The following is a 25,457-nucleotide window of genomic DNA, read 5'->3' as shown; positions in this document are numbered from 1 at the left end:
CCGCCATATATCAAAGTAGCAGAAATATCATCCGAGAATGAGCAAATCACAAGGCCATTTCGGCAAGAAATAGGCATTTCATAGCCCTAACATGCCCGCATAAGGACGGCGCCCAGACGGGCGCACCTGCAAACGTGCCTTGCGGCCCGCATCGTGGCGCGGAATGCTGGGTCGGACAGAGCCTAGGGAGCGTGGACATGACAGACCCCTCACCGCTTCGGTTCCATGTTCCCGTCCCGGCCAGTCGCCCCGGCGAAAAGCCGGACTTCTCCCATGTCGTGATCCCCAAGGCCGGCTCGGTGCAGCGCCCGCCGGTCGATGTCGAGGCGAAGGAAATCCGCGACCTCGCCTATTCGATTATCCGGGTGCTCAACCGCGAGGGCGAGGCGGTCGGCCCCTGGGTGCCCGAGCTCTCCAAGGACGAGCTGATCCGGGGCCTGCGCCACATGCTGACGCTGCGCGCCTTCGATGCCCGGATGCAGATGGCGCAGCGCCAGGGCAAAACCTCGTTCTACATGCAGCACACCGGCGAGGAGGCGGTTTCCTGCGCCTTCCGCATCGCGCTCGGCCCGGGCGACATGAACTTCCCGACCTATCGCCAGGCCGGGCTCCTGATCGCGCACGACTATCCGCTCGTCGAGATGATGTGCCAGATCTACTCGAACGAGCGCGACCCGATGAAGGGCCGGCAATTGCCGGTGATGTACTCCTCCAAGGCCCACGGCTTCTTCTCGATCTCGGGCAATCTCACCACCCAGTTCGTCCAGGGCGTCGGCTGGGCCATGGCCTCGGCGATCAAGGGCGACAGCCGCATCGCCGCCGCCTGGGTCGGCGACGGCTCGACCGCCGAGTCCGATTTCCACGCCGCGCTCGTCTTCGCTTCGACCTATAAGGCCCCGGTCGTCCTCAACGTCGTCAACAACCAGTGGGCGATCTCGACCTTCCAGGGCATTGCACGGGGCGGTTCCGGCACCTTCGCCGCCCGCGGCCTCGGCTTCGGCATCCCGGCGCTCCGGGTCGACGGCAACGACTACCTCGCGACCTATGCCGTCGCGCAATGGGCGATCGAGCGGGCCCGCCGCAATCTTGGGCCCACGCTGGTCGAATACGTCACCTATCGCGCCGGCGCGCATTCGACCTCGGACGATCCCTCCGCCTACCGGCCCAAGCACGAATCCGACGACTGGCCGCTCGGCGACCCGATCGTCCGGCTGAAGCAGCACCTGATCGCGAGCGGCGCCTGGACCGAGGAGCGCCACAAGCAGACCGAGGCCGAGATCATGGCGACCGTGATCGCCGCCCAGAAGGAAGCCGAGAGCTTCGGCACGCTGCATGCCGGCGGCAAGCCCTCCGCCCGCGACATGTTCGAGGACGTCTATGCCGAGCTGCCGCCGCATCTGCGCCGCCAGCGCCAGCAGATCGGAGTCTGAGCCATGGCCCGCATGACCATGATCGAGGCGATCCGCTCGGCCCTCGACGTCTCGATGGGCCGCGACGACAATGTCGTCGTCTATGGCGAGGATGTCGGCTATTTCGGCGGCGTCTTCCGCTGCACCCACGGCCTGCAGCAGAAATACGGCGTCAACCGCTGCTTCGACGCGCCGATCAGCGAGCTCGGCATCGTCGGCACCGCGATCGGGATGGCGGCCTATGGCCTGCGCCCCTGCGTCGAGATCCAGTTCGCCGACTACATGTATCCGGCCTATGACCAGATCGTCTCGGAGGCGGCGCGCCTGCGCTACCGCTCGGCCGGCGACTTCACCTGCCCGATGGTGATCCGCATGCCGACCGGCGGCGGCATTTTCGGCGGCCAGACCCACAGCCAGAGCCCGGAAGCCCTGTTCACCCATGTCTCCGGCCTGAAGACGGTGGTGCCGTCCAATCCGCGCGACGCCAAGGGCCTGCTGATCGCCGCGATCGAGGATCCCGATCCCGTGATCTTCCTCGAACCGAAGCGGCTCTATAACGGCCCCTTCGACGGCCATCACGACCGCCCGGTCACGCCCTGGTCGAAGCACGAACTCGGCGAGGTCGAGGAAGGTCATTACACCATCCCGCTCGGCAAGGCGGCGATCCGCCGCGAAGGCGCGGCCGTCACCATCGTAACCTACGGCACCATGGTCCATGTCGCGCAGGCGGCCGCCGAGGAGACCGGCATCGACGCCGAGATCATCGACCTGCGCACCCTGCTGCCGCTCGATCTCGACGCAATCGTCGCCTCGGTCTCGAAGACCGGGCGCTGCATCGTCCTGCACGAGGCGACGCTGACCTCGGGCTTCGGTGCGGAGCTGGCCGCGCTGGTGCAGCAGCACTGCTTCTACCATCTGGAGGCGCCGGTCCTGCGCATCACCGGCTGGGACACGCCCTATCCGCATGCCCAGGAATGGGCCTATTTCCCCGGCCCCGCCCGCGTCGGCGCTGCGCTGCGCGAGATCATGGAGAGCCGCTGATGGCCGAGCGCATCATCAAGCTGCCGGATGTCGGCGAGGGCATCGCCGAGGCCGAGCTGGTCGAGTGGCACGTCAAGGTCGGCGACATCGTCCGCGAGGATGATCTGATCGCCGCGGTGATGACCGACAAGGCGACCGTCGAGATCCCCTCCCCGGTCGAGGGCGAGGTCACCTGGGTCGGTGCCGAGATCGGCGACACCGTCGCGATCGGCTCGGCGCTGGTCAAGCTCAAGGTCGCCGGCGACGGCACCGCGACCGAGGAGCCGGCCGAAGCCGAAGCGCCGGTCGAGCCGCCCAGGGCCAAGCCCGCCGCGACGGCCCCGACGGCCCCGGTCACGGCTTCCGAGCCTGCCCCCAAGCAGATATCGACGCCGAAACCCGCAGCTGCACCCGCCCGCCCGGCACCCGTCGCCGCCCCGCGCCGCGCCGCCGGCGAAAAGCCGCTGGCCTCCCCGGCCGTCCGGCTGAAGGCGCGCGAGGCCGGCGTCGACCTGCGCCAGGTCCAGGGCTCCGGCCCGGCCGGCCGCATCACCCATGAGGATCTCGACGCCTTCATCCAGCGCGGCCCCGAGGCCCCGGCCAAGGGCGAGCTCGTCGCGAAGACGGCGGTGACCGAGGTCAAGGTCGTGGGCTTGCGCCGTCGCATCGCCGAGAAGATGGCGCTGTCGAAATCGCGCATCCCGCACATCACGATTGTCGAAGAGGTCGACGTCTCCGCCCTCGAGGACCTGCGCGCCGCGCTGAACAAGAAGCCGACCGCCGAGCGGCCAAAACTGACCCTGCTGCCCTTCCTGATGCGGGCGATGGTCAAGGCGCTGGCCGAGCAGCCCAATATCAACGCGCTCTATGACGACGAAGCCGGGATCGTGCGCCAGCATGCCGGCATCGACATCGGCATCGCGACGCAGACCCCGTCGGGCCTGATCGTGCCGGTGGTCAAGCATGCCGAGGCGCGCGACCTCTGGGGCTGCGCCCTCGAATTGTCGCGCCTTGCCGAACGTGCCCGCGACGGCACCGCGACGCGCGACGAACTCACCGGCTCGACCATCACCATCACCTCGCTCGGCGCGCTCGGCGGCATCGCCACCACCCCCGTGATCAACCATCCCGAGGTCGCGATCGTCGGCGTCAACAAGATGGTCGTCCGCCCGGTCTGGGATGGCGCCACCTTCGTGCCGCGCAAGATGATGAACCTCTCCTCCAGCTTCGATCACCGTGTCGTCGACGGCTGGGACGCCGCCGTCTTCGTGCAGCGCCTCAAGCAGTTGCTGGAAACCCCCGCGACGCTGTTCGTGGACCTGTGAGCGGCGGGAGCGAGCCATGACCGACATCACCTGCAAGCTGCTCGTCATCGGCGCCGGCCCGGGCGGCTATGTCTGCGCCATCCGCGCCGGCCAGCTCGGCATCGACACCGTCATCGTCGAGAGCACCAAGCTCGGCGGCACCTGCCTCAATATCGGCTGCATCCCCTCAAAGGCGATGATCCATGTCGCCGAGGAGTTCGAGAAGGCCGCCCATGCCGCCGCCGGCAAGACGCCTTTCGGCCTGACCGCCGCCGAGCTGAAGCTCGATATGAAGCAGGCCGTCGCCTGGAAGGACGGCATCGTCCAGCGTCTCAACAACGGCGTCGCCGCGCTCCTGCGCAAGGCCAAGGTCAAGATCGTCCACGGCCAGGCCCGCTTCCGCGACGGCAAGACCGTGGCGGTCGAGACCGAGACCGGCCCGAAGCTGATCAAGGCCGAGACGATCGTGATCGCCACCGGCTCCGTCCCGGTCGAGCTGCCCTTCCTGCCCTTCGGCGGCAATGTCATCTCCTCGACCGGCGCGCTGGCGCTGACCGAACTGCCGAAGCGCCTCATCGTGGTCGGCGGCGGCTATATCGGGCTCGAGCTCGGCACTGCCTTCGCCAAGCTCGGCGCCAAGGTCACCGTGGTCGAGGCGCAGGACAAGATCCTGCCGCTCTACGATACCGAGCTGACCGCGCCCGTCGCCAAGAGTCTCTCGGCACTCGGCATCGAGGTCCTGACGGGCGCCAAGGCGCTCGGTCCGACCGCCAAGGGCGGCGGCCTGCGCATCGAGACCGCCGACGGCAAGGAGCGCGAGCTTCAGGCCGACAAGATCCTGGTCACGGTCGGGCGCGCCCCTGCGACCAGCAGGCTCGGCCTCGACGAACTGGTACTCGACATGGATGGCCGCTTCATCCGCATCGGCGAGCGCTGCGAGACCTCGATGCGCGGCATCTACGCCATCGGCGACGTCACCGGCGAGCCGATGCTGGCCCATCGCGCCATGGCGCAGGGCGAGATGGTCGCCGAGATCGTCGCCGGCGAGCCGCGGATTTGGGACAAGGCCTGCATACCCGCGATCTGCTTCACCGATCCCGAAATCGTCTCGGCCGGTCTTTCGCCCACGGAGGCCAAGGCCGCCGGCTTCGCGGTCAAGCTCGGCCAGTTCCCGTTCCAGGCCAATGGCCGCGCCATGACCCGCCATGGTGAGGCCGGCTTCGTGCGCGTGGTCGCCCGCGCCGACAACCATCTCGTCCTCGGCATCCAGGCCGTCGGACAGGGCGTCTCGGAGCTTTCCGCCGCTTTCGGCCTCGCCATCGAGATGGGAGCAAGGCTGGAGGACATCGCAGGCACGATCCACGCCCACCCGACCCTGGGCGAGGCCTTCCAGGAATCGGCGCTGAAGGCGCTCGGCCACGCCCTGCACATCTGAGGTGAACGCAGACAGGGGTACAACCCGGCGAGGGTTGACGTAGCGGCGCTGGCCGCTTCGACTGGCAGGATGGGCCAAGACGGGCCCGCCCTGACTGCCGGAGCCTGCCGACGTGACCGAACCCTGCGATCTCGATGCCGTGACGGCCCGCCGCCTGATCGGCGAGAAGAAGCTCTCCGCCAGCGAACTGCTTGAAAGCTGCCTGGCACAGATCGATGCGGTCGATCCCACGGTGAATGCCATGGTCGCCCGCGACGATGCGCGCGCCCGTGCCACGGCGAAGGCGGCGGATGCGGCGACCATGCGCGGCGACGCCCTGCCCGCCCTGCACGGCCTGCCGATCGGCATCAAGGACCTGGAAGACGTCGCCGGGCTGCGCACCACTTATGGCAGCCCGCTTTTCGCCGATCATGTGCCGAAACAGGACCAGCTGATCGTCGCCTCGGTCCGCAAGGCCGGCGCCGTCATCGTCGGCAAGACCAACACGCCCGAATGGGGCGCCGGCGCCAACACCCGCAACGCCGTCTATGGCGTCACCGGCAACCCGTTCGATCCCTCGCGCTCCGCCGCCGGCTCCTCCGGCGGCTCCGGCGTCGCGCTCGCGACCAATATGGTGCCGATCGCCACCGGCTCGGACACCGGCGGCTCGCTGCGCAATCCCGCCGCCTTCAACGGCATCGTCGGGTTCCGTCCCTCGCCCGGCCTGGTGCCGAGCGACAAGCGGGCGCTCGGCTGGAATCCGCTCTCGGTGCTCGGCCCGATGGCCCGCACCGTGCCCGATCTCTGCCTCTTGCTTTCGACCATGGTCGGCGACGACGCCTGCGATCCGCTGGCGACGACGATCCATGGCAGCTCGGTGCGCCGCCCCGAGGACTTCGCCCGCCCGCAGGCCTGCGACCTCGCCGCGCTGAAAGTCGCGATCACCCCCGATTTCGGCTTCGCCCCGACCGAGAAGCACATCCGCGAGGTCTTTGCCGACAAGGTCGGCCGCTTCAGCAAGGTCTTCGCCCGCGCCGACGAAGCGACGCCGGACTGCGCCGGCACCGATGAGAGCTTCGAGGTGCTGCGCGCCGTCAACTTCCTCGCCGGACAGTATGAGCGAGTGCGTGACACGCCGGAGAAGGTCGGCCCCAATGTCCGCGCCAATGTCGAGGAAGGCCTGCGCTATGGCGCGCTCGACATCACCCGGGCGCTGAAGCAGCAGACCGTGATCTACAATGAATGGCAGCGCTTCTTTACCGATTACGACGTCATCCTGTCGCCGGCGATGACGCTCTCGCCGCGGCCCTGGTCCGAGCTCTACCCGGCCGAGATCGACGGCAAGCCGACGCGGACCTATTTCCACTGGCTCGCAATGGCCTACGCGGTGACCATCGTCGGCCACCCCGCGATCTCGCTGCCGGTCGGGCTCGACCGCAACGGCATGCCCTTCGGCCTGCAGATCGTCGGCCCGCGCGGCGGCGACGCCAAGGTGCTCGCGGTTGCGGCGGCGCTCGAGGCGCTCTTGGCCGGCGATCCGCTCACCGCCCGCCCGGTACCGGATATCGCCAGGTTGAAGGCCGCGCCGAAGCTCGCCGACAGCCCGAATTTCCTCGGCTTCGACTAGGAGGCATCAGCCCGTCCCATTCCACAAAGAGCAGAGAGACCAAGTTTCATCGACTGTTAGACTCAATCATAAAAGGGGAGAGACCATATGAAACGCCGCCAGTTTCTGCAGGGCACGGCAGCCGCCGCCCTTTTCGCACCAGCCATCGCGCAGGAGGCCTTCGCCCAGGGAGCGAGCGCGACCGTGCTGAAGATGGCGCCGCAGGCCAACCTGACCTCGCTCGACCCGATCTGGACGACGGCGACCGTCACCAACAATCACGGCTACTACATCTTCGACACGCTCTATGGCGGCGATCTCGACCTGAAGCCCCAGCCGCAAATGGCCGAGGGCCATGAAACCTCCGCCGATGGCAAGGTCTGGAAGATCAAGCTGCGCGAAGGCCTCGCCTTCCATGACGGCCAGCCGGTGCGGTCGGCCGACTGCATCCAGAGCCTGAAGCGCTGGTGCCAGCGCGATCCCTATGGCCAGTTGCTCGCCAAAGCCGTCGAGGCCTGGAACGCCCCCGACGAGCGGACCATCGAGATCAAGCTGACTCGGCCCTTCCCGATGATGCTGGACTGCCTCGCCAAGGCCGACAACCCGCCCTTCATCATGCCCGAGCGCCTGGCCCAGACCGACGCCACCAAGCAGGTCACCGAGATGACCGGCTCCGGCCCCTATAAGTTCGTCGCTGCGGAGTATGTCACCGGCAGCCGCGTGGTCTACGAGAAGAACGAGGCCTACAAGCCGCGCAGCGAGCCTCCCAGCCGCAATGCGGGCGGCAAGATCGCGCATTTCAAGCGCGTCGAATGGCCGATCCTGCCCGACCCCGCGACAGCAGCCGCAGCCCTGACCAAGGGCGAGATCGACTGGTGGGAGCGTCCGCTCGCCGATCTCCAGCCCCTGCTCGCCCGCAGCCCGGACGTCACCCGCGAGGTCATCGACAAGAACGGCCGCGGCTCGATCATGCGGCTGAACCATCTGCAGCCGCCCTTCAACAATCCCAAGGTGCGCGCCGCCGTCCGCATGGGCGTCAACCAGGAAGACTATATGCGGGCCTCGCAGGGCGACGACACCACCGCCTGGCAGGTCTGCCGGAACCTCTGGTGGCGCGGCACGCCCTACTACACCGGCGAGCTCGAGGAGCTGATGCCGCAGAGCCTCGACAAGGCCAAGGCAGCGCTGAAGGAATCCGGCTACAACGGCGAGAAGGTCGTCATCATCAACCCGACCGACTTCCCCGATATCGGCCCGCTCGGCGACGTCACCTACGAGCTGCTGAAGTCGATGGGCATGAATGTCGAGATGGCGGCGAGCGACTGGGGCACGGTAATCCAGCGCCGCAACAGCCGCGAGCCGGTCGAGAAGGGTGGCTGGAGCATCTTCCACACCACCGGCGCGGCGGTCGGCTGGGGCAACCCGGCCCTGTCCAATCTCGTGCGCGGCCCCGGCGAGAAAGGCTGGTTCGGCTGGTGGACCAATGCCAAGGCCGAGGAACTGGCCGAGGAATGGCTCTACGCGCCGGACGAGGCCGCGCAGAAGAAGGCGGCGGTCGCGCTCGGTCGGCTGGCGCTGGAGGAATGCGCCACCATCCCGCTCGGCCAGTTCGTCATCAAGACCGCCTATCGCAAGAACCTGACCGGCATGCTGCCGGGCTCAGCGCCCTATCCCTGGGGGCTGAAGCGGGTGTAACGCCTCGCCTCTGACCGCGACGAGTACAACGCGGGGAACCCTCTCCTGTAAGGAGAGGGTAGGGTGAGGTGTAGGCCGTTCGACCAGTTGCGTGGAGCCTGACCGCAGGATCGGGCTCAGGCCAACGATTCAGCTTCCGAACAGCTCACCCCTACCCCTCTCCTTCCAGGAGAGGGGTTTCGCGTCGTGGTTCTCGCGCCCTACTTCGCCGCCACCGCCGCAGACCAGGGCGAGATCGCGTCGCTGATCCCTTCCGCCGCACCCTTTTCCGCCCGGATGATGTTCGGGCAGGCGAAGTTCAGCGGTAGCACGCCGTGCTCGACCACGGTCAGCGGCCCGGCGGCCGCGAGCGCCTCCAGCGTCGCTTCCGGCAGGCGGGCATCGGCGCTGGCCCCGTCCGGGCCGGAAACGTCGATACGCGGCTGGTGCGCGACCTCCTCGAGGCTCATCCCGCAATCCAGGGTGAAGGCGAGCGTCTGATAGACGCTCGGCAGGATGCGGCGTCCGCCCGAGGCACCCGCGGCATGGCGCGGCCAGCCGCCATCGGCCGGCGTCACCACCACCGGGCACATATTGCACAAGGGGCGAGCACCCGGCGCGATCGCGTTGGTGCTACCGGGGCGCGGATCGAACCACATCATGCCGTTGTTCATCAGCACGCCGGTCTCGGGCAGGACATAGCGGCTGCCCATCGAGGAGAGCAGCGTCGTGGTCAGTGCAACGAGATTGCCCGCGCCATCGACCACGGTGAGATGGGTGGTGCAGGTCTCGCCCGGCTCCTTCGCCATCTGTGCGGCGCCGAGGCCGGCAAGCCGGCTGGAATAGGCCTGGCGCATCACCTGCGAGAGCCTGGCGAACCAGGCGGCATCGGGCACGCCGGCGGGGGGCCGGCTGTCCGCCATACCCTCGATCACCGCCTGCAGCGTCGGTGCCGCGGTCAGCCCGCCGGCGGTGTGGATGCGATGCGTGCCGCGCCAGTCGATCACCGGTGCCTCGCGCACGCTGGCGACGCAATCGGCGAGGTCCTGCGCATCGACGACGCCGCCGGCCGCGGCAATGTCGGCCGCAAGCCGCTTCGCCAGCTCGCCGCGATAGAAATCGTCGAGTCCGGCCTTGGCCAGATGCTCCAGCGTCGCTGCAAGATTGCCGAGCGACCGGAAGCCCGGCACGCCCTGATAGGGCGGCACCGGCGGCAACCCGTCCGGCAGGTAGATCCGGGCGCTCTCCTCATAGAGCCGCAGGATCGCGGCCGAGGAGGCGATCTTCAGCGTCGTGTACCAGTCGAGCGCCAGCCCGCGCCTGGCCAGCGCGATCGCCGGCTGGAGCAGTTCGGAGACCGGCATCGTCGTGCCGAAGCGCTCCTTCAGCGTCTTGTAGCCGGCGACGGAGGACGGGATGCAGAAGGAGAGCGGCCCGTGGATGTTGCGGTCGCCGACCACGCCCGGCCAGGCGAAGAAATCGAGCTTCATCTCACCGGTCAGCGGATAATCGGCCGGGTCGGCCCGGCGCGGCGCCACCGGCCCGAAATCGACGACCTGCGCCCGGCTCTCGCCAGCCTTCAGCACGACGCCGAAGCCGATCCCGCCGAGGCCGCTGTTCCAGGGCTCGACCGCGGCCAGCGCGAAGGCAGTCGCGACCGCCGCGTCGGCGGCATTGCCGCCGGCTTCGAGGATCGCGGCGCCGACCGCGGCCGCCTCGTGGTTCTGCGAGACGACGATGCCGCCGCGCCCGCGCGCCGCCGGTTTTTCCAGCTTCCAGTTCTGCGTGCGATAGGCTTCGGCGCGGCGCGGTTCGATGGTCATATTCGGTCTCCGGACGATCTCACCGCCAAGCTTGCATGGCCGCCGGCCGCGGTCACCGGCTGCCGGCGAAGGGCTGCCACGCATTCACAGCGTGCGCAGCTCCTCCTTCTTGACCTTGCCCGTCGCGGTCATCGGCAGGGCCGGAACGATGCGGATCTCCGGTACCTTGTAGGCGGCCATCCGCGCCTTGCACCAGGCAGTGAGCGCGGCCTCATCCGGCTGCTCGGCGGCCGCCGGGTTGAGGCAGATATAGGCGACCGGCACCTGGCCGCGCTCGGCATCCTCGCGGCCGATCACGCCAGAGCCGGCAATGGCGGGATGCTGGCCGAGCAGCGCCTCGATCTCGGCCGGGAAGACGCTCATGCCCTTGACCTTGAGCATCTCCTTGCGCCGGCCGAGAAAGTGCAGATAGCCCTCGGTATCGATCACGCCGATATCGCCGGTGTGCAGGAAGCCGCCGCGGATCGCCTCGGCCGTGGCCTCCGGCCTGTTCCAGTAGCCCTTCATCAGCGAGGGCGAGCGCATGCAGATCTCGCCCTCCTCGCCGAGCGGCTTCAGCGCGCCGGTCTCGAAATCGCAGATCTTGAACTCGGTCCCGGCCTGCGGCAGGCCGACGAAGACCGGTTGCGACAGAAGATCGAAATCGTCCTGCTGCATCCCGACGCTGAAGGAATCCATGGTGTGCGTCTCGGTCATGCCCCAGGCGGCCTCGACCATGGTGCCGCCAGTGAGCTCGCGCCAGCGCCTGCGGAAATCCGGATTGAGCTTCTTGACGAAGGAGGAGACCCGCACCCGCTTCAGCGATGTCAGGTCGAACTCCTGCACGCGCTCATGCTCGAGCACCTCGACCGTGTTGTCGACGAGCAGATAGGAGAAGCTCGCCTGGTGGCGCTCGACCGCCGCCATGAAGCCGACGGGATCCCAGCGCGCCATCAGCACGACGGTCGCCCCCGCGACGATCGGGAAGAGCAGGCCGGTATCCTCGCCGGCGATCCAGAAGATCGGCACGAAGTTGACGACGACATCCTCCGGCGTCAGCGCGAAGCTGGTCGAAAGCGAGGTCGCCGCCGTGTAGAGCATGTCGCCCTGCGTATGGACGCAGCCCTTCGGCATGCCGGTGGTGCCGCCGGTATAGTTCAGCGCCGCGACCGCATCGAGGTCGGGGACAATCTCCGGCACCGGACCGCGACAGGCCGCCAGCGCCGGCATCAGCTCGATCTCGTTGTCGCCTGCCGGCAGGCGCGGCTGCAGCACGGCGGCGGGCGCCGGGAAGCTCGGTTCGGCCGGCATGAAATCGGCGAAGCCGGCGACGAAGACCGTCTTCACCGAAGTCTCGCCGCGGACCTTGCGCAGCACCGGCAGCAGCGCATCGAGGCAGATGACGAGTTCGGCGCCGGTGTCGTTGAGCTCATAGGCGAGCTCGGCCTCGCGGAAGAGCGGGTTCACCGGCACATGCACGCAACCAAGCTTCAGGATGCCGAAGAAGGCGATCATGAATTGCGGGCAGTTGGGCAGGAAGACCGCGATCCGGTCGCCGCGGCACACGCCATGCTCGGTAAGCAGTGCGGCGAAACGGTCGCTCAGCCGGTCAAGCTCGGCATAGCTGATCTCCCGGCCGTAGAAGATGCAGGCTGGCTTTTCCGGCTGGCGCCGCGCCCATTCCCGGAGATGCTCGCTGATCGCGATCTCGCCGAGCGGATAATGTGGCTTTCTCGGCAATTCGGGCGGCCAGGCCTTGTCCCAGAGGGCATGCAACCCAGCCAGATAGGCGGCTTCCTGCATCTGCAAACCCGTCTCCTCCCGCTCTGCCCTGGCGCCCTCTGCGGAGCGCTGCGACGGCCCCGAGAAGAATCGATCTTTCTTGAGGCCGCAAGTGCGCAGGCGCCCGGCATGCCGCCGGGCGTTACGGTGCGCTCACTTGCCGAGCACGAGATTGGGCAACCAGGTCGTCAGCGGCGGCCAGAGCGTAACCGCGACGAGCACGGCGAGCAGGGGAAGCAGCCAGGGCACGATCGCCCGCGACATCGCCTCGAACGAGATCTTGGCGATCTTCGAGGTGACGAAGAGCACCACCCCGACCGGCGGCGTGATCGTGCCGATCATCAGGTTGAGCACGAAGATCAGGCCGAACTGGATGGGATCGATACCGAACTGCGCGGCCGCCGGCGTCAGGATCGGGATCAGGATCAGCATCGCCGCCAGTGCTTCCATGAAGCAGCCGACGAAGAGCAGCAGCAGGTTGACGATCAGCAGGAAGACCAGCGGGTTGCCGGCGAGGTCGACCAGCATCGGTCCGAGCGTCTGCGGAATGCGCGAGATCGACAGGCACCAACCGAGCGCCGCCGCCGTCATCACCAGCGCCAGCACGACGCCGGTGGTCTCGACCGTCTGCACGACGAGTTCCGGCAGGTCGTTCAGCGAGAAGCTGTTGTAGACGAAAAGGCCGAGCACGATCGCATAGGCGGTCGCGACCGCCGCCGCCTCTGTCGGCGTGAAGATGCCGAGCATCATGCCGCCGAACAGGATGACCGGCGTCATCAGCGCCCAATGCGCCTCCTTATAGGCAATCCAGAGTTGCGCCGTGCCGGGGAAGGGATGGCGCGGCAGGTCGCGCTTCTTGGCGACATAGACCACCATCGCCATCAGCGCGCCGGCCATCAGCAGGCCGGGGATGACGCCGGCAAGGAAGAGCCCGCCGATCGAGACATCGGCAGAGACCCCATAGATCACCATCGGCAGCGAGGGCGGGATGATCGGCCCGATCGTCGCCGAGGCCGCGGTGATTGCCGCTGCCGTCTCGGGATCGTAGCCCTCATCCTGCATCGCCTTGATCTCGAGCGTGCCGACGCCGCCGGCATCGGCCACCGCCGAGCCCGACATTCCCGCGAAGATCACGCTGGCGAGGATATTCGCATGACACAGGCCGCCGCGCAGCCAGCCGACACAGGCGGTGGCGAAAGCGAAGATCCGGTCGGTGATCCCCGCCGAATTCATGATGTTGCCCATCAGGATGAAGAGCGGCGCCGCCAGCAGCGGAAAGGAATTGGCGGATTGCGCGATCTTCTGCGGCACGATGCCGAGCGGGAAGCCGCCGAAGAAGGCGAAGGCGATCGCCGCGAGCCCCATCGAGACGAAGAGCGGTACGCCCATCAGGAGCACAATGAACCAGACCGGCAGGATCTGCAGCATCAGCGTGCTCATAGCGGCTGCGTCCCCGGCTCGGCGGTCTCGATCTTGCGGCCGGCGACGACGTCGCCGATCTCGGCCAGCGCCTGCAAGATCAGGGCGAGCCCGGCGAGCGGCATCACCACGTAGAGCGCCGCGCTGCTCACCGGCAGCGCGATCGATTCGACATCCCAGTTCCGCTCGATCAGCCCGAAGGAATAGCGGACAAGGACCGCCGCGAAGACGATGATCGCCACCTGCGTCGCGACCTCGAGCACCCGCCCGGCCGGCCTCGGCAGGCGATCGGCGAAAATGGTGATCCGGATATGCGAACGCCGTCTCGCCGCGATGATCCAGCCGACGAAGCCGGTCCAGACCAGAAGATACTGGGCGAGCTCATCCGTCCAGGCCAGCGGCGCGTTGAGCTGGCGCGAGGCGACCCCGAGCAGCACCGCAACGAGCAGCGAAAGCAGCAGGGCGACGGCGGCGGCGCGCACCAGCCGGTCGGAGAGGGCGACGAGGGATTTCATTGGCGTCCGTCTCAAGGGCGCGGGGAACCCCTCTCCTGGAAGGAGAGGGGCAGGGGTGAGGTGTTCGGAGCGGAAACGTTGGCATGAACCCAATCGCGCGGTGAGGGCTCGCGGCACTGGTCGAACCGCCTGCACCTCACCCTGCCCTCTCCTTCCAGGAGAGGGTTCCCCGCGCCCATATCGGCCATCTTTGAGCCCTACAGCGCCGCGAGTGCGTCCCAGGTGCCCTTGCCCCATTTGCCCTCGAACTGCTTCGGCAGGCTCGCCAGCACCGGCTTGCTGAAGCTCTCCAGATCGGGCTCGGTGACGCTCATGCCGGCCGCCTTCAGCGTCGCGACGAGGCTGCCCTCCTGGCTGGCGAGCTCGGCATCCTGCCAGGCGACGCCATTGGCGATGGCGGCTTCGAGGATCGTCCGGTCGGCTTCCTTCAACCCCTTCCAGAAATCCTGGTTCACGATGATCAGGCGCGGGGTGATGATATGGCCGGTCAGGATCAGGTGCTTCTGCACCTCCTGCAATTTGGCACTGTGGATCGTCGGCAGCGGGTTCTCCTGGCCATCGACCGCGCCCTGGCTCAGCGCCAGGTAGAGCTCGTTGAAGTTAACCGGCGTCGCCTTGGCGCCCCAGGCCTCGACCATGGCCCGGAAGGTGTCGACCGGCGGCACGCGCAGCTTCAGGCCGGCGACATCGGCGGCGCTCTTCACCGCTTTTGAGCCGGTGGTCAGGTGGCGCTTGCCGTAATAGGTCACCGCCGCCATGCGCATGCCGCGCTTCTTGGCGAGCTCGTCGTTCATCTGGGCGAAGATCGGCGCCTTGGCGACCTTGGCCATATGGGCGGGGTCGCGCCAGAGATAGGGCGCCTCGATCACCGAAAGCTGCGGCAGGAAGGAGCCGAGCGCGGCGGCTCCATCCGTCGTCATGGTCAGCGCGCCCGAGGCGACCGATTCCATCATGTCCTTGCCGGAGCCGAGCTGGCCGGCCGGGAAGGACTGGATGTCGACGCGACCCGCGGTCTTCTCCTTCACCTCCTTGGCGATGCGATCGACCATCTGCACCTGCGGATGGGTCGTCGGCAGCATCTCGCCCCAGCGCAGCACAGTCGCCTGCGCCCGCAGCACGCTCGGCATCGCGATCGCGGCGCCGGCCGCGGCCGAGCCGGCGAGAAAGCCACGTTTGGTCAGCTTGGTCATGGTTGTCCTCCTCCCTGTGTGACGCTGGCGCTCTCCTCCACTCCCTCATCCCGAGGAGCGATCTCGAGATCGCGTCTCGAAGGATGAGGGTTTAGAGATCGAGCGCCTTGGTCTTCTCCCTCAGAATGGCCGGTTTCCGGCTCGATTATGGGTCTCAGTAGCTCATCGCCCGGGTGCGGGCGTTGTTGATGTGCTCGCTCATCGCCGCGGCGGCAGCCTCCGGATCGCGCGTCTCGATCGCCGCGATGATCTTCAGATGGTCCTGCATCACCGGCACGATGATGCTGTTGTGGATGCGCGTCTCATATTGCCGGATCAGCCTGATCTTCAGCCAGGTGACGCGGAAGGCCTGACTGACGATGTCATTGTCGAGATGATCGATGATCGCCTCGTGCATCAGCCGGTCGACATCCTCGGCCTCCTCGATCAGCTTCTGCCCTTCCTCCCCCGCCTCGGCGCGCCGCACGATCGCCTCGTGCCGCGCGCGTTGCTCGGCGATCTCGGCGTCGCTGGCATTGCGCGCATAGGCCGCCGTAGCCTCCTTCTCGAGGAAGAGCCGGAACTGGAAGGCATTGCGGATCAGGTTGAGGTCGACATGGGCGACCTGCATGCCACGCTGCGGCACCGTCTTGATCAGCCCTTCGGCCTCCAATCGCGGGATCAGTTCGCGAATGGCGCCGAGCGGGAAGCCTGTCATCGCGACGAGCTCGCGCTGGGTGACGAACTGACCCGGCTTGATCTCGCGGGCGAGCAGCCGCTCGGTGAAGCTGGCATAGGCCCGCTCCCTGAGCTTCAGCGGCTCGCCTTCGCGTTCCGGCTCGGGCTGGCTCATCATCTCCCCCTCAGCGCGCTTTCCGTTCAGCCGGAATCGGCCGAACGGAAAGGATTCGCGCCAAACCAAGTTGGAGCATGTCCCTATCGCAAAAATGGCCTCCACCTTTGCGGAACATGCCCTAGGCCGCCTTGGCGCGTGTGATCTGGTCGAAGGCCGCAAACAACCGCTTGCGCTGGCCATCGTCGAGCGCAACCAGCGGCGCCCGCATCGCGCCATAGCCGGCATCGCCATGCAGATGGCCGACCAGCGCCTTCACCGCCGGCAGCACCGGATAGGAACAGATTTCGTCGACCAGCGCGTTCACCACCGGGTTCTCAATGCCCTCATAGACCAGCGGCCGAAGCAGCTGCGGCACGAGGTTGGCGACGCCGCAGATCGAGCCCTGCGCGCCGGCCCGCACCGCCCGCGCCAGCAGGCGCTCGTCGCCGACCAGGATGGCGAGCTCGCCATGCGCCTTCAGGAAGGCCTCGGTCGTCGGATAGTCGCAGGAGGAATCCTTGACGCCGGTGACGACGCCCGGAAACGCCTTCTTCAGCCGCTCGACCAGGCCGACCGAGATGTTGACCGCCGTCACCGAGGGGATGTGGTAGAGGATGGTGTTGCGGGCCGACGGGCCGAGCTTCTCGAAGAACTGCGAGAACCAGGCATAGAGCCCCTCGTCGCTGACACCCTTGAAGTAGAAGGGCGGGGCGACCAGCAATCCCTTCGCGCCGATGCTCAGCGCCGTCTGCGCCTGCTCGACCGCCTCGTGCAGCGAGGCGGCGGCGATGCCGGCATAGATCTGCCGGGCGGGGTCGATGCCGGCGCCGACCAGCGCGCCCAGCATCGCGGTGCGGGCCGGGGCGCCGAGCGCCGCGCCCTCTCCGGTCGTGCCGAACAGGGTGACGCTGTCGCAGCCATTGGCCAGCACGTACCTGGCATGGTGCACCAGCCGAGGCAGGTCGACGGCGCCGCCCTCCCGCATCGGCGTGGTGATGGCGCAGGAGAGGCCGAAGCGGTTGGGGTCGAGGGCCATGGAGATCATCTTTCCCAGAGCGTGTTAAACTGACATGTTAGGCAAAGGTTAGCGCGCAGACAGACCGGCGGCAAGCGGATCAGCCATCCTTGAGTCCTCCGGCGGAGAGGCCGGCGACGATCTCGCGCTGGGCGAGCACGGTCAGCAGCAGCACCGGCAGCGTCACCAGCAGCGCGGCGGCCGCGAGTGGCCCCCAGGAGATCTGCTCAAAGGTCAGCGAGTTGTAGACGGCCGATGGCAGTGTCCGGCTCGCCTTGCCGCCGAGCACCACCGAGAAGATGAAATTGTTCCAGGAGAAGATGAAGGCGAGGATGCCGCCGACGACGATGCCGGGCCGGGCCAGCGGCAGCGCGACATGGCGAAAGGCCTGCCAGGTCGTGGCGCCGTCGATGCGGGCCGCATCCTCGAGCTCCATGGGCACGTTCTCGAAATAGCCGATCATGATCCAGACGATGATCGGGATGGTGATCACGAGATGGGTGATGACGAGCGCGGTGATCGTGCCGACGAGGCCGGTGATCTGGAACAGCAGGAAGAGCGGGATCAGATAGGACAGAGCCGGCGTCATCCTCGCGATCAGGATCAGGATCGCGAATTTGGTCGCCTTGCCACGCGCGATGCCGTAGCCGGCCGGCACGCCGACGGCGAGGCCGACCAGCACCGCCCCGCCCGTGACCAGGATCGAGTTCCAGAGATAGAGCGCGAAATTGTTCTTCTCGAACACGTCGAGATAATTCGCCAGCGTCGGCGGGTTCGGGATGAAGACCGGCGGGAAGGCGGTATTGTCGAGCTCGTTCTTGAGCGAGAGCGAGATCATCCAGAGGAAGACCAGCACCGCCGGCGAGACCAGCACGAAGACCGAGGCGTAGAAGCCGAGCTTCTTGGCGAGCCGCTGCATCACGCGTTCCACTTCGACTTCTGGCGCGCATAGAGCAGCAGCAGCGAGAGCATGATGATGATCACGAAGAAGATCACCACGACTGCCGAGGCGTAGCCGATCTTGTAGAACTGGAAGGCCTGTAGGTAGAGGAAGATGTTGAGCGTCTCGGACGCCGTTCCCGGCCCGCCCTGGGTGATCACGAAGATCGTGTCGAAGGCCTTCAGCGCGTCGATGGTGCGGATCACGATCGCCACCATGATAAAGGGCCAGACCAGCGGCAGCGTAATGTGGCGGAACATGTGCCAGTCATTGGCACCGTCGATCAGCGCCGACTCGTAGGGCTCCCGCGGCAGCCCGGCGAGGCCGCCGAGCACGATCAGCATCACCAGCGGCGTCCAGTGCCAGACCTCGACCAGGACCAGCGTCGGGATCACGGTGCTGGGCGAATAGACCCAGGGCTGCGGGCCGATGCCGACCAGCGAGAGCAGATAGTTCAGCACGCCGAGCTGCGGGTGGAACATCATCGTCCAGACCAGCGCCACCGCAACCGGCGTCGCCATCATCGGCATCACGAAGATGGTGCGCAGCAGACCGCGGAACGGGAATTCGCGATGGAAGACCAGCGCCGCGGCGGTGCCGAAGACGATCGGCAGCACCACGGCCAGCACCGTGAAATAGAAGGTGTGCCCCATCGATTCGATGAAGCGCGGATCGCGCAGCAGCTCGGCATAGTTCTGCAGGCCGACGAATTCCGGCCCGCCGCCGATCTTCCAGTCCTGGCTCGACATGTAGAGCGTGAACAGCCAGGGAAAGACGATCACGCTGGCGACGATCAGCACCGCCGGCAACGAGAACAGCCAGTAGCGCGGCGTGAAATCCTTCGAATCCGCTGGAGGTGGCGGCGCCGAATTCGCGAGGCCGGAGGCTGGCAAGGTGGTGCTGGTCATCTGCTGCTCTGGAAACTCACGCCGTCATGCTCGCCCTTGTGGCGAGCATCCACGTCTTGAACGTCGCGCCGGGGGAAGACGTGGATGGTCGGGACAAGCCCGACCATGACGCGTCCAGCGGCCAGTCGCGGTCGCCTCAGCCCTGCTCGCTCTTCGCCAGCACCGGCGCGAAGGCCTCGGTCGCCTTTTTCAGCTCGGTCGCGACATCCGCCCCGCCGATCATGTTGGTCAGGCCGACGCCGAAGACGTCGCGGAACTCGGTGACCGGGACAATCTGCGGCAGGGCTGCGCGGGCGATCTTCGCCGATTGCAGCAGACAGTCGAAATACTGCTTGCCGAATTTCGAGGACTCGATCGTCGCCTTGTCGAGATAGGCCGAGGAACGGGCCGGGGCGCCGGCACCCGCCTTCAGCATGGCGAGCTGCTGGGCCTTGTTGGTGATGAACTGGATGTAGAGCCAGGCGGCTTCCTTCTTGGCGGAACCGCGCGAGATGCCGATGCCGTCGCCGAACATGCCGGCATGATGCGCCTTCGGACCCGGCGGGGTGACGCCATAGCCGACCTTGCCGACGATGCGCGACTTCGAAGGATCCTCGAGCGGCGTCGCAAAGCCGATGCCGTCGAGCCACATCGCGGCGCGGCCCTGCATGAAGGTGGTCTGGCATTCGTTCCAGTTGAAGCCGACCGAACCGACAGGGCCGGTGTCCTTGTTGAGCTTCTTGTAGAGCTCGCCGGCCCAGATCGCCTCGGGCGTATCGGTCAGGAGCTTGCCGTCGGCCGAGGTGGTCTCGACGCCCTGGCCGAGCAGCAGGCAGGCCCAGACCGGAACGTTCGCGTTCTTCAGCCCGCGCGAGACGAAGCCGGCGACGCCCTTGGCCGGGTCGTGCAGCTTGGCGGCCGCGACCGCCATCTCGTCCATGCTCTTCGGGAAGGCGACGCCCTTCGCGTCGAAGAGCTCCTTGTTGTAGTAGACCATCCAGTAATCGACGAAATAGGGCAGCGTATCCAGCGCCCCGTCGGCCTGACGGGCATAGGCCACGGCGCCGGCGCCGAAATCCTCGAAATTGAAGTCGGGTGAGGTCAGCGAGGCGTCCTTGATGAAGGGCGAGAGGTCGGCGAACCATTTGCCCTTGGCCGCCATGCGCTTCTGCACATGCAGCGAGATCGCGCTGACGTCGAAGCTCGGCTTGCCCGAGGCGAACTCGATCACCGCCTTCTGGCGCTGCTGCTGCTCCGGCACCTGCTCGGAGGAGACCTTGATGCCGGTGAGCTCGGTGAACTCCTTCTCGGCGGCCTGGAACAGGTCCGAGCGCGGGTTCTTGACCAGCAGAACGTCGATCGACTGGCCGGAAAAGCGCTTCCAGTTGAAGGCGGCCTGGGCGTGCGCCTCGCGCAGCACCAGCGGCGATGCGACCGCGCTGGTCGCGCCGAGCGCGGCGGCGCCGCGCAGCAGGCCACGCCGCGTCGGCTTCAGAATACTGTCGGTCATGATCGTCCTCCCTGTCGATATGAGAAGGCCGCTCCGGGCCCTTTGATCCGATGCCGGCAGGCCGCACCCGCGAAGGGCCGGCCCGTGCCGAGGCGGCGACGCTAATCCTGTTCAAACGCGGTTGCAAGCTGACATGTTGGCGTGCACATAGTGTTGAACCTCCAGCGCGGCCTCACGCCAATGACAGCATCGATGCTCCCCTCGAGACCGCTCGGCCGCTCCGGACTGACACCGAGCGCGCTCGGCTTCGGCGGCGCCCCGCTCGGCGATCTCTACGCCCATCTCGACGAGGCCACCGCCATCGCGACGGTCGAGGCCGCGCTCGCCGCCGGCGTCAGCCTGATCGACACCTCGCCCCTCTACGGACACGGCCTGTCGGAGCACCGCATCGGCGCGGCGCTGCGCCGTTCGGACAGGAAGGATGTCATCGTCTCGACCAAGGTCGGCCGCGTCGCGGAGCCTTTCGCCGGGCGTGGCGACGGCTCGGGCTATCTCGGCGGCCTGCCGCACGGCCTGCGCTTCGACTACTCCCATGACGGAGCCATGCGCTCACTCGAACAGTCAGCGCTGCGCCTTGGCGTCGACCAACTCGACATCGTCCTGATCCATGACGTCGATGTCTGGACCCATGGCGCCGACCGGATCGAGGCGCGCTTCGCCGAAGCCATGGACGGCGCCTATCGCGCCCTCGACCGGCTGCGCTCCGCCGGCGCCGTCAAGGCGATCGGCGTCGGCGTCAACGAAGCCGAGATGTGCGAGCGCTTCGCCCGCGCCGGCGATTTCGACACCATGCTGCTCGCCGGGCGCTATTCGCTGCTGGAACAGCCGGCGCTCGCCTCCTTCATGCCGCTCGCTTTGGAAAAAGGCATCGGCCTGTTGCTCGGCGGCGTCTTCAATTCCGGCATCCTCGCCACAGGACCTGTCGCCGGCGCCCGCTATAATTATCGTCCGGCCCCGCCCGAGATCCGCACGCGCGTCGCCGCGATCGAGGCCGTCTGCATCCGCCATGGCGTGCCCTTGCGTCGCGCCGCCCTGCAGTTCCCACTCGGCCATACCGCGGTTTCGAGCCTGGTGATGGGCGCCGTCACGCCCAGCGAGGTCGCAGACCAGCTCGCCGAGCTTTCCGCTCCCATCCCCCCTTCCCTCTGGGCCGAGCTGAAGGCCGAAGGCCTGCTCGGCGCCGATGTCCCGGTTCCGGGGTGACGCTATGCGGATCGACGCGCATCAGCATTTCTGGAGCCTCGCCCGCGGCGATTATGGCTGGCTGACCCCGGCGCTCGGCGTGATCCATCGCGATTTCGGCCCGGACGACCTCGAGCCGCTGCTGGCCCGCCACGGCATCTGCCGCACCATCCTGGTCCAGGCAGCGCCAACCGAGGCCGAGACGGCCTATCTGCTCGATCTTGCCGCGAGCACCCCCTTCGTCGCCGGCGTGGTCGGCTGGACCGATTTCGAAATCGGCAATGCCGCCGAACGCATCGCAGAGCTTGCGGGCAACCGTCTGCTCGTCGGTCTGCGGCCCATGGTGCACGACATCGCCGATGATCGCTGGCTGGCACGCCCCGCCCTGGCGCCGGCCTTTCATGCCATCGCGGAACAGGGCCTCGTCTTCGACGCGCTGCTGAAGCCGCGCCATATCGCGCCGATGCTCGACATGCTCCAGCGGCAGCCTGACCTCTCCTGCGTCATCGACCACGGCGCCAAACCCGATCTGGCGCGCGGCGAGCTTTCCGCCTGGCGCGAGGGCATGACGGCGCTCGCCGCACATAAAAATGTCTTCTGCAAACTCTCGGGGCTCGTCACCGAAGCGCGCGCCGACTGGACGCTGGCGACGCTCCGGCCGGCCTTCGAGCATCTGCTTGGCGCCTTCGGGCCCGAACGCCTGATCTGGGGCAGCGACTGGCCGGTGGTGACGCTGCGGGCGAGCTATGCGCAATGGTTCGGCGCCACGGATGCCCTGCTCGCCGCCCTGCCGAACGCAGAGCGCGAAGCCATCCTCGGCGGCAATGCCCGCCGGCTCTATCTCTCGCAGCGCGGACGCAACTGAGATGCTCAGGAACCTCGACCCGGTCCTCTCTGCCGATCTGCTCTGGGTGCTCGCCGCCATGGGCCATGGCGACGATCTCGCTCTGGTCGACGCCAATCATCCGGCCGAGACGATAGCGCGCGCCACCACGAGCGGCCGGCTGGTCCGCCTGCCCGGTCTCACCATGGCACGAGCGGCGCGCGCCATTCTTTCGGTGCTGCCGATCGACGATTTCGAGCCCGAACCAGTACGCCGCATGCTGGTCGTCGGTGATCCCGCAGCGTTTCCCGACGTGCAGGCCCAGGTCCAGGCGGAACTCGACCGCGCCAACGAAAAGGCTATGCCGCTCGTCGGAATCGACCGCTTCGCCTTCTACGAAGCGGCCAAGTCCGCCTTCGCCGTGGTCCAGGTCGGCGATCCCCGCCCCTATGGCTGCTTTCTTCTGCGCAAGGGCGTGATCGCCGGCCCACCCGGCTAGCGCTGCGACGTTCTCATTTTTCCGGCGCGCTCAAGGCACCTGCCGGGTTTTTTAATATGCATTTACAATGCATCTTTTATAACCTAGAAATCTGGCATTCGGACCTTTTTCAGGGCTGCTGCAGCAATGGTCGACCAAGCCGCACCCCGCGCCCCGACAGGCGCTCCCGCCACCGCCGCGCGTACCGGCGGCGACAGCTCCCATGGCCAGGGTGACAGCACCCTGGTCCCGATGCTGATCAGCGGCCTGGTCCTGGTCGTCATCGCCATGATCGGCGTGATGATCTTCGTCTGAACACGCGTGAATGTGAGAACCGGCCCCGATCCACCGGGCCGCGCTAGTGTTTCGCGGCGACACAGGACTTCCTGACCAGCTCTATCGCCTTGGCGACAGCGGCCCTGTCCGCGGGCGTCGGCACAGGAATCGTCCATGTGTTGGCGCAAGTCGATTTGAACGCTGGCTTGGCTGTCACAAGATGGACGACGTCATGGCAGAGCCACGGGACTTCCGCATCAATGGCGGCGGTGCGCACATCGGGCGCCTCCACTGGCCGGGATGGTGCGGATGCCGGATCGTCTGTCGCCGATAGCCAGCGCACCTGTTTGATCTTTGTGAAGTCGAAAGACAGATTGCCGGATTCGGCCCAGCCGTTTTGCGATTGCCTGATGCTGTGGCCGCGCATAAGGCAAAGCCCCGGTCCAGATGCGTAGTATCCGACAAAAGATGACGCTTTAGACCGGTTTTCAACGAGCATGCCGCCGTCGACAGTATTGCCGGGCAGCGGCTGCGACGGATATTGGCGCAAGACTAACGTCAACATTGCTCGAATGACTTGCTCATCTGCCTTTACAGGATAGCACGCCGCGGCAACTGCAAGTGTAACGAGCACTCTAAAGGCAGAACGCGCATTCATTCCGCTCTCCATCCGAATCGATGCCGGAAAGCTGACCTAAAGACCTTTTGCTAATTTGTAGAGAGAGTCCACACATCCAATCAGAGCCAAAATAAAAAAGATCCAATTTAGCGTGCTCAAGGTCGAGCTCGGCGCTTCGGTGCCGCCAAAGATCGAAAATGCGAAGTAGAGTGCCGCGGCCCCGCTAAGCACAGTCACCACTTTGGGGTTGTTCATGTCCTCCTCCAACAGAACTGAAATTTCTGCCGCTGGGAAAAGCACCACAGCCACCTTTTGGTGACAAGTCGACGAGGAGGCTGACGGGCGCGTCGGGCCGGGGCGCCATGATGGCTGACCGGGTCATGCAGGGCTCCGTGGGCCGCGGCGACTGGATGCTCAGTTCCGGCATTTGATGGATCGGGTTGAGCTTGAATTTTTCGGGCTCAATGGTCCAGCGTTTGCAGATGAACTCTGATGGTGTGAGGCCTTTGAGGGCCTTGAACCGCCCGGCTGAATTTGTCAGCGCTGACGAAGTCGGCGAGGTGCCGTTCGAGTTTGCCGTCCTCATCGTCATGCTAGGGTTTGACGGTCGCGTCCTTGATCCTGCGGTTCGCCCCTCGATTCCGGCGTCGCGTTTGCACCGTCACAAATTGGGATCAAGCAGCTAGCGGCAGCGGATGAGGCGATCTCGGATGGTGTTCAGAGGGCGCGCATCGTCCAGCCAGCAAAGAGGCGCTGAACCATCAGAACGTCGGCCTCACGCGACAGTAGCTCTCCGTCGACCAAGGAGCTTCTTGTTCACCAGCCATGTCAGGAGCTGCTCTGTCGCAATTGCATTGCGTCGAAAGCGCGAACGTCTATGAAGCTGGTACAAATCGAATACCAACAACAACCGCTCATCGATTTTGGCAAGATAGTCGAGCGCGCCAAGAGCTAGAGAATAATATATTAACGGCATGAAATAATCTTGGTCCGAAAATCTAACCCCTCCGAGAATATTCGAAAATCGGCGAGAATTTGATAGAAACCCCTCGATCGACAAGCTCAGCAATTCGTCGACAATCGGGTCATGGATCTGGAGACGGTTGAGCTCAACCCGCGTCAGGGCGATGCAGGCCATCGCTGTCAAGGCGCCGTCGAGCACACGCCGCGCCCCAAAAGGATACTCATCCAGCCAGATCCCACGCAGCAGCGGCCGCGCCAGTCCCTGCCCTCCGTCTCGAATGGCCCAAATAGCGCGCTGCGCCGCCCTTACATGAGCATTGTTTCCCGTCAGCCGATATTCCCAGATCAGCGCGGCCGCCGCCATTCCTTGGGACATGGCGGAATACCAGACTGGCGGACTGCCCTCATGCGAATACGCGTTGGCAAATAATAGACCTCCACCATCCGCCTCGCATGCATGAGCCAGCAAGTGCTCGATCGTACGGGTAGCGATGGCGCGGATAACCGGATCAGTGAACTCGACCGAAGAGAGATGTTTAGACGCAGCATGCACGACGCCGAATTTCATGGTTCCGTCCAGGCAGAACAACACTATGTTGTCAGCGCTCTTAGGTATTTTCATCCAGGTGAGACGACGCTCTTCAACGGTATGTCCGGGCTCACGAAAATAGAAAATATCTTCACAAATCGGTAGGCTGAAAAAAGAGGGTTTCTGGAATCTGCGATAATGGTCAGCGATCTTCGTGATCGACATCGTCACTCCAACAGCCAATAGTTCAGCCGATTCCATTATGCTCATTGACACCTGCGGCGCC

The 25,457-nt window shown here is 66.2% G+C and carries 23 protein-coding genes and 1 pseudogene; 10 read left to right on the top strand and 14 right to left on the bottom strand.

Annotated elements, in window-relative coordinates; translation table 11 throughout:
* Nucleotides 1–197: 197 nt before the first annotated feature.
* From ACWGRX_RS16215 to ACWGRX_RS16190, 6 genes are all read left to right on the top strand, one after another.
* Nucleotides 198–1,430, top strand: a complete 1,233-nt coding sequence (locus ACWGRX_RS16215) for a thiamine pyrophosphate-dependent enzyme (protein WP_452118373.1) — start codon at nt 198–200, stop codon at nt 1,428–1,430.
* Nucleotides 1,431–1,433: 3 nt separating this feature from the next.
* Entirely contained in the window at nt 1,434–2,450 is a 1,017-nt protein-coding gene (locus ACWGRX_RS16210) for an alpha-ketoacid dehydrogenase subunit beta (protein ID WP_452118372.1), read from the top strand.
* Complete coding sequence (locus tag ACWGRX_RS16205) at nt 2,450–3,754, top strand: dihydrolipoamide acetyltransferase family protein (RefSeq protein WP_452118371.1); 1,305 nt, start codon at nt 2,450–2,452, stop codon at nt 3,752–3,754. Before ACWGRX_RS16210 ends, ACWGRX_RS16205 begins: the two co-directional genes overlap by 1 nt.
* 16 nt (nt 3,755–3,770) lie before the next feature.
* A complete protein-coding gene (gene lpdA, locus ACWGRX_RS16200) occupies nt 3,771–5,168 on the top strand; it encodes a dihydrolipoyl dehydrogenase (protein WP_452118370.1) in 1,398 nt (465 codons plus the stop codon).
* A gap of 112 nt (nt 5,169–5,280) precedes the next feature.
* A complete protein-coding gene (locus tag ACWGRX_RS16195) occupies nt 5,281–6,774 on the top strand; it encodes an amidase (RefSeq protein ID WP_452118369.1) in 1,494 nt (497 codons plus the stop codon).
* A gap of 87 nt (nt 6,775–6,861) precedes the next feature.
* Entirely contained in the window at nt 6,862–8,448 is a 1,587-nt protein-coding gene (locus ACWGRX_RS16190) for an ABC transporter substrate-binding protein (protein ID WP_452118368.1), read from the top strand.
* 200 nt (nt 8,449–8,648) lie between these two features.
* On the opposite strand, the gene ACWGRX_RS16185 is transcribed toward ACWGRX_RS16190, so the two are convergent.
* The 10 genes from ACWGRX_RS16185 to ACWGRX_RS16140 form a co-directional block, all read right to left on the bottom strand.
* A complete protein-coding gene (locus ACWGRX_RS16185) occupies nt 8,649–10,250 on the bottom strand; it encodes a gamma-glutamyltransferase (protein WP_452118367.1) in 1,602 nt (533 codons plus the stop codon).
* An 84-nt stretch (nt 10,251–10,334) separates the two neighbouring features.
* Complete coding sequence (locus ACWGRX_RS16180) at nt 10,335–12,032, bottom strand: AMP-binding protein (RefSeq protein WP_452118474.1); 1,698 nt, start codon at nt 12,030–12,032, stop codon at nt 10,335–10,337.
* 132 nt (nt 12,033–12,164) lie between these two features.
* Complete coding sequence (locus ACWGRX_RS16175; protein ID WP_452118366.1) at nt 12,165–13,451, bottom strand: TRAP transporter large permease; 1,287 nt, start codon at nt 13,449–13,451, stop codon at nt 12,165–12,167.
* Complete coding sequence (locus ACWGRX_RS16170; protein WP_452118365.1) at nt 13,448–13,945, bottom strand: TRAP transporter small permease; 498 nt, start codon at nt 13,943–13,945, stop codon at nt 13,448–13,450. The genes ACWGRX_RS16175 and ACWGRX_RS16170 overlap by 4 nt, the downstream gene beginning before the upstream one ends.
* Nucleotides 13,946–14,142: 197 nt before the next feature.
* Nucleotides 14,143–15,135 carry a sialic acid TRAP transporter substrate-binding protein SiaP gene (locus ACWGRX_RS16165; protein ID WP_452118364.1) on the bottom strand — a complete coding sequence of 331 codons (993 nt, stop codon included), beginning with the start codon at nt 15,133–15,135 and terminating at the stop codon, nt 14,143–14,145.
* Between the two features lie 154 nt (nt 15,136–15,289).
* The gene (locus tag ACWGRX_RS16160) at nt 15,290–15,970 is read right to left on the bottom strand and encodes a GntR family transcriptional regulator (protein WP_452118363.1); all 681 of its coding nucleotides are present in this window, start codon (nt 15,968–15,970) and stop codon (nt 15,290–15,292) included.
* 118 nt (nt 15,971–16,088) lie between these two features.
* Nucleotides 16,089–16,985, bottom strand: a complete 897-nt coding sequence (locus ACWGRX_RS16155) for a dihydrodipicolinate synthase family protein (protein WP_452118362.1) — start codon at nt 16,983–16,985, stop codon at nt 16,089–16,091.
* Between the two features lie 79 nt (nt 16,986–17,064).
* Nucleotides 17,065–17,883 carry a carbohydrate ABC transporter permease gene (locus ACWGRX_RS16150; protein ID WP_291641342.1) on the bottom strand — a complete coding sequence of 273 codons (819 nt, stop codon included), beginning with the start codon at nt 17,881–17,883 and terminating at the stop codon, nt 17,065–17,067.
* On the bottom strand, nt 17,883–18,812 hold the full coding sequence (locus ACWGRX_RS16145; RefSeq protein ID WP_291641340.1) for a carbohydrate ABC transporter permease: 930 nt from the start codon (nt 18,810–18,812) through the stop codon (nt 17,883–17,885). The genes ACWGRX_RS16150 and ACWGRX_RS16145 overlap by 1 nt, the downstream gene beginning before the upstream one ends.
* Nucleotides 18,813–18,948: 136 nt before the next feature.
* The gene (locus ACWGRX_RS16140) at nt 18,949–20,301 is read right to left on the bottom strand and encodes an ABC transporter substrate-binding protein (RefSeq protein ID WP_452118361.1); all 1,353 of its coding nucleotides are present in this window, start codon (nt 20,299–20,301) and stop codon (nt 18,949–18,951) included.
* Between the two features lie 192 nt (nt 20,302–20,493).
* On the opposite strand from ACWGRX_RS16140, the gene ACWGRX_RS16135 reads away from it, so the two are divergent.
* The 4 genes from ACWGRX_RS16135 to ACWGRX_RS16120 all read left to right on the top strand — a co-directional run bounded on the left by ACWGRX_RS16135 (nt 20,494) and on the right by ACWGRX_RS16120 (nt 23,099).
* Entirely contained in the window at nt 20,494–21,504 is a 1,011-nt protein-coding gene (locus ACWGRX_RS16135) for an aldo/keto reductase (RefSeq protein WP_452118360.1), read from the top strand.
* Nucleotides 21,505–21,508: 4 nt separating this feature from the next.
* On the top strand, nt 21,509–22,348 hold the full coding sequence (locus tag ACWGRX_RS16130; RefSeq protein WP_452118359.1) for an amidohydrolase family protein: 840 nt from the start codon (nt 21,509–21,511) through the stop codon (nt 22,346–22,348).
* A gap of 1 nt (nt 22,349) precedes the next feature.
* A complete protein-coding gene (locus ACWGRX_RS16125) occupies nt 22,350–22,805 on the top strand; it encodes an RbsD/FucU family protein (protein WP_452118358.1) in 456 nt (151 codons plus the stop codon).
* 126 nt (nt 22,806–22,931) lie between these two features.
* Nucleotides 22,932–23,099, top strand: coding sequence for a hypothetical protein (locus tag ACWGRX_RS16120; RefSeq protein ID WP_452118357.1), 168 nt, complete (start codon nt 22,932–22,934; stop codon nt 23,097–23,099).
* A 43-nt stretch (nt 23,100–23,142) separates the two neighbouring features.
* Here ACWGRX_RS16120 and ACWGRX_RS16115 read toward each other — a convergent pair whose 3' ends face one another.
* The 4 genes and pseudogenes from ACWGRX_RS16115 to ACWGRX_RS16100 form a co-directional block, all read right to left on the bottom strand.
* Nucleotides 23,143–23,718: a hypothetical protein gene (locus tag ACWGRX_RS16115; protein ID WP_452118356.1), complete on the bottom strand. Its 576-nt coding sequence runs from the start codon at nt 23,716–23,718 to the stop codon at nt 23,143–23,145.
* A gap of 36 nt (nt 23,719–23,754) precedes the next feature.
* Entirely contained in the window at nt 23,755–23,934 is a 180-nt protein-coding gene (locus tag ACWGRX_RS16110) for a hypothetical protein (protein WP_452118482.1), read from the bottom strand.
* 157 nt (nt 23,935–24,091) lie between these two features.
* Nucleotides 24,092–24,308, bottom strand: a pseudogene (locus tag ACWGRX_RS16105) (IS481 family transposase); the annotation flags it as partial.
* 146 nt (nt 24,309–24,454) lie between these two features.
* Complete coding sequence (locus ACWGRX_RS16100) at nt 24,455–25,396, bottom strand: D-glucuronyl C5-epimerase family protein (RefSeq protein ID WP_452118355.1); 942 nt, start codon at nt 25,394–25,396, stop codon at nt 24,455–24,457.
* Nucleotides 25,397–25,457 lie beyond the last annotated feature (61 nt).

This window comes from Allobosea sp. NPDC055594, from assembly GCF_053618995.1.
Note: the sequence above shows the minus strand (reverse complement) of the source record. Positions and strands in the feature narration are given on the sequence as shown.

What these genes read in the sequence shown, in the direction of transcription:
- ACWGRX_RS16215 (WP_452118373.1), top strand. Translation starts at nt 198, where the DNA reads ATGACAGACCCCTCACCGCTTCGGTTCCATGTTCCCGTCCCGGCCAGT.
- ACWGRX_RS16210 (WP_452118372.1), top strand. Translation starts at nt 1,434, where the DNA reads ATGGCCCGCATGACCATGATCGAGGCGATCCGCTCGGCCCTCGACGTC.
- ACWGRX_RS16205 (WP_452118371.1), top strand. Translation starts at nt 2,450, where the DNA reads ATGGCCGAGCGCATCATCAAGCTGCCGGATGTCGGCGAGGGCATCGCC.
- lpdA (WP_452118370.1), top strand. Translation starts at nt 3,771, where the DNA reads ATGACCGACATCACCTGCAAGCTGCTCGTCATCGGCGCCGGCCCGGGC.
- ACWGRX_RS16190 (WP_452118368.1), top strand. Translation starts at nt 6,862, where the DNA reads ATGAAACGCCGCCAGTTTCTGCAGGGCACGGCAGCCGCCGCCCTTTTC.
- ACWGRX_RS16185 (WP_452118367.1), bottom strand. Translation starts at nt 10,250, where the DNA reads ATGACCATCGAACCGCGCCGCGCCGAAGCCTATCGCACGCAGAACTGG.
- ACWGRX_RS16180 (WP_452118474.1), bottom strand. Translation starts at nt 12,032, where the DNA reads ATGCAGGAAGCCGCCTATCTGGCTGGGTTGCATGCCCTCTGGGACAAG.
- ACWGRX_RS16175 (WP_452118366.1), bottom strand. Translation starts at nt 13,451, where the DNA reads ATGAGCACGCTGATGCTGCAGATCCTGCCGGTCTGGTTCATTGTGCTC.
- ACWGRX_RS16170 (WP_452118365.1), bottom strand. Translation starts at nt 13,945, where the DNA reads ATGAAATCCCTCGTCGCCCTCTCCGACCGGCTGGTGCGCGCCGCCGCC.
- ACWGRX_RS16165 (WP_452118364.1), bottom strand. Translation starts at nt 15,135, where the DNA reads ATGACCAAGCTGACCAAACGTGGCTTTCTCGCCGGCTCGGCCGCGGCC.
- ACWGRX_RS16160 (WP_452118363.1), bottom strand. Translation starts at nt 15,970, where the DNA reads ATGATGAGCCAGCCCGAGCCGGAACGCGAAGGCGAGCCGCTGAAGCTC.
- ACWGRX_RS16155 (WP_452118362.1), bottom strand. Translation starts at nt 16,985, where the DNA reads ATGGCCCTCGACCCCAACCGCTTCGGCCTCTCCTGCGCCATCACCACG.
- ACWGRX_RS16150 (WP_291641342.1), bottom strand. Translation starts at nt 17,883, where the DNA reads ATGCAGCGGCTCGCCAAGAAGCTCGGCTTCTACGCCTCGGTCTTCGTG.
- ACWGRX_RS16145 (WP_291641340.1), bottom strand. Translation starts at nt 18,812, where the DNA reads ATGACCAGCACCACCTTGCCAGCCTCCGGCCTCGCGAATTCGGCGCCG.
- ACWGRX_RS16140 (WP_452118361.1), bottom strand. Translation starts at nt 20,301, where the DNA reads ATGACCGACAGTATTCTGAAGCCGACGCGGCGTGGCCTGCTGCGCGGC.
- ACWGRX_RS16135 (WP_452118360.1), top strand. Translation starts at nt 20,494, where the DNA reads ATGCTCCCCTCGAGACCGCTCGGCCGCTCCGGACTGACACCGAGCGCG.
- ACWGRX_RS16130 (WP_452118359.1), top strand. Translation starts at nt 21,509, where the DNA reads ATGCGGATCGACGCGCATCAGCATTTCTGGAGCCTCGCCCGCGGCGAT.
- ACWGRX_RS16125 (WP_452118358.1), top strand. Translation starts at nt 22,350, where the DNA reads ATGCTCAGGAACCTCGACCCGGTCCTCTCTGCCGATCTGCTCTGGGTG.
- ACWGRX_RS16120 (WP_452118357.1), top strand. Translation starts at nt 22,932, where the DNA reads ATGGTCGACCAAGCCGCACCCCGCGCCCCGACAGGCGCTCCCGCCACC.
- ACWGRX_RS16115 (WP_452118356.1), bottom strand. Translation starts at nt 23,718, where the DNA reads ATGAATGCGCGTTCTGCCTTTAGAGTGCTCGTTACACTTGCAGTTGCC.
- ACWGRX_RS16110 (WP_452118482.1), bottom strand. Translation starts at nt 23,934, where the DNA reads ATGAACAACCCCAAAGTGGTGACTGTGCTTAGCGGGGCCGCGGCACTC.
- ACWGRX_RS16100 (WP_452118355.1), bottom strand. Translation starts at nt 25,396, where the DNA reads ATGTCGATCACGAAGATCGCTGACCATTATCGCAGATTCCAGAAACCC.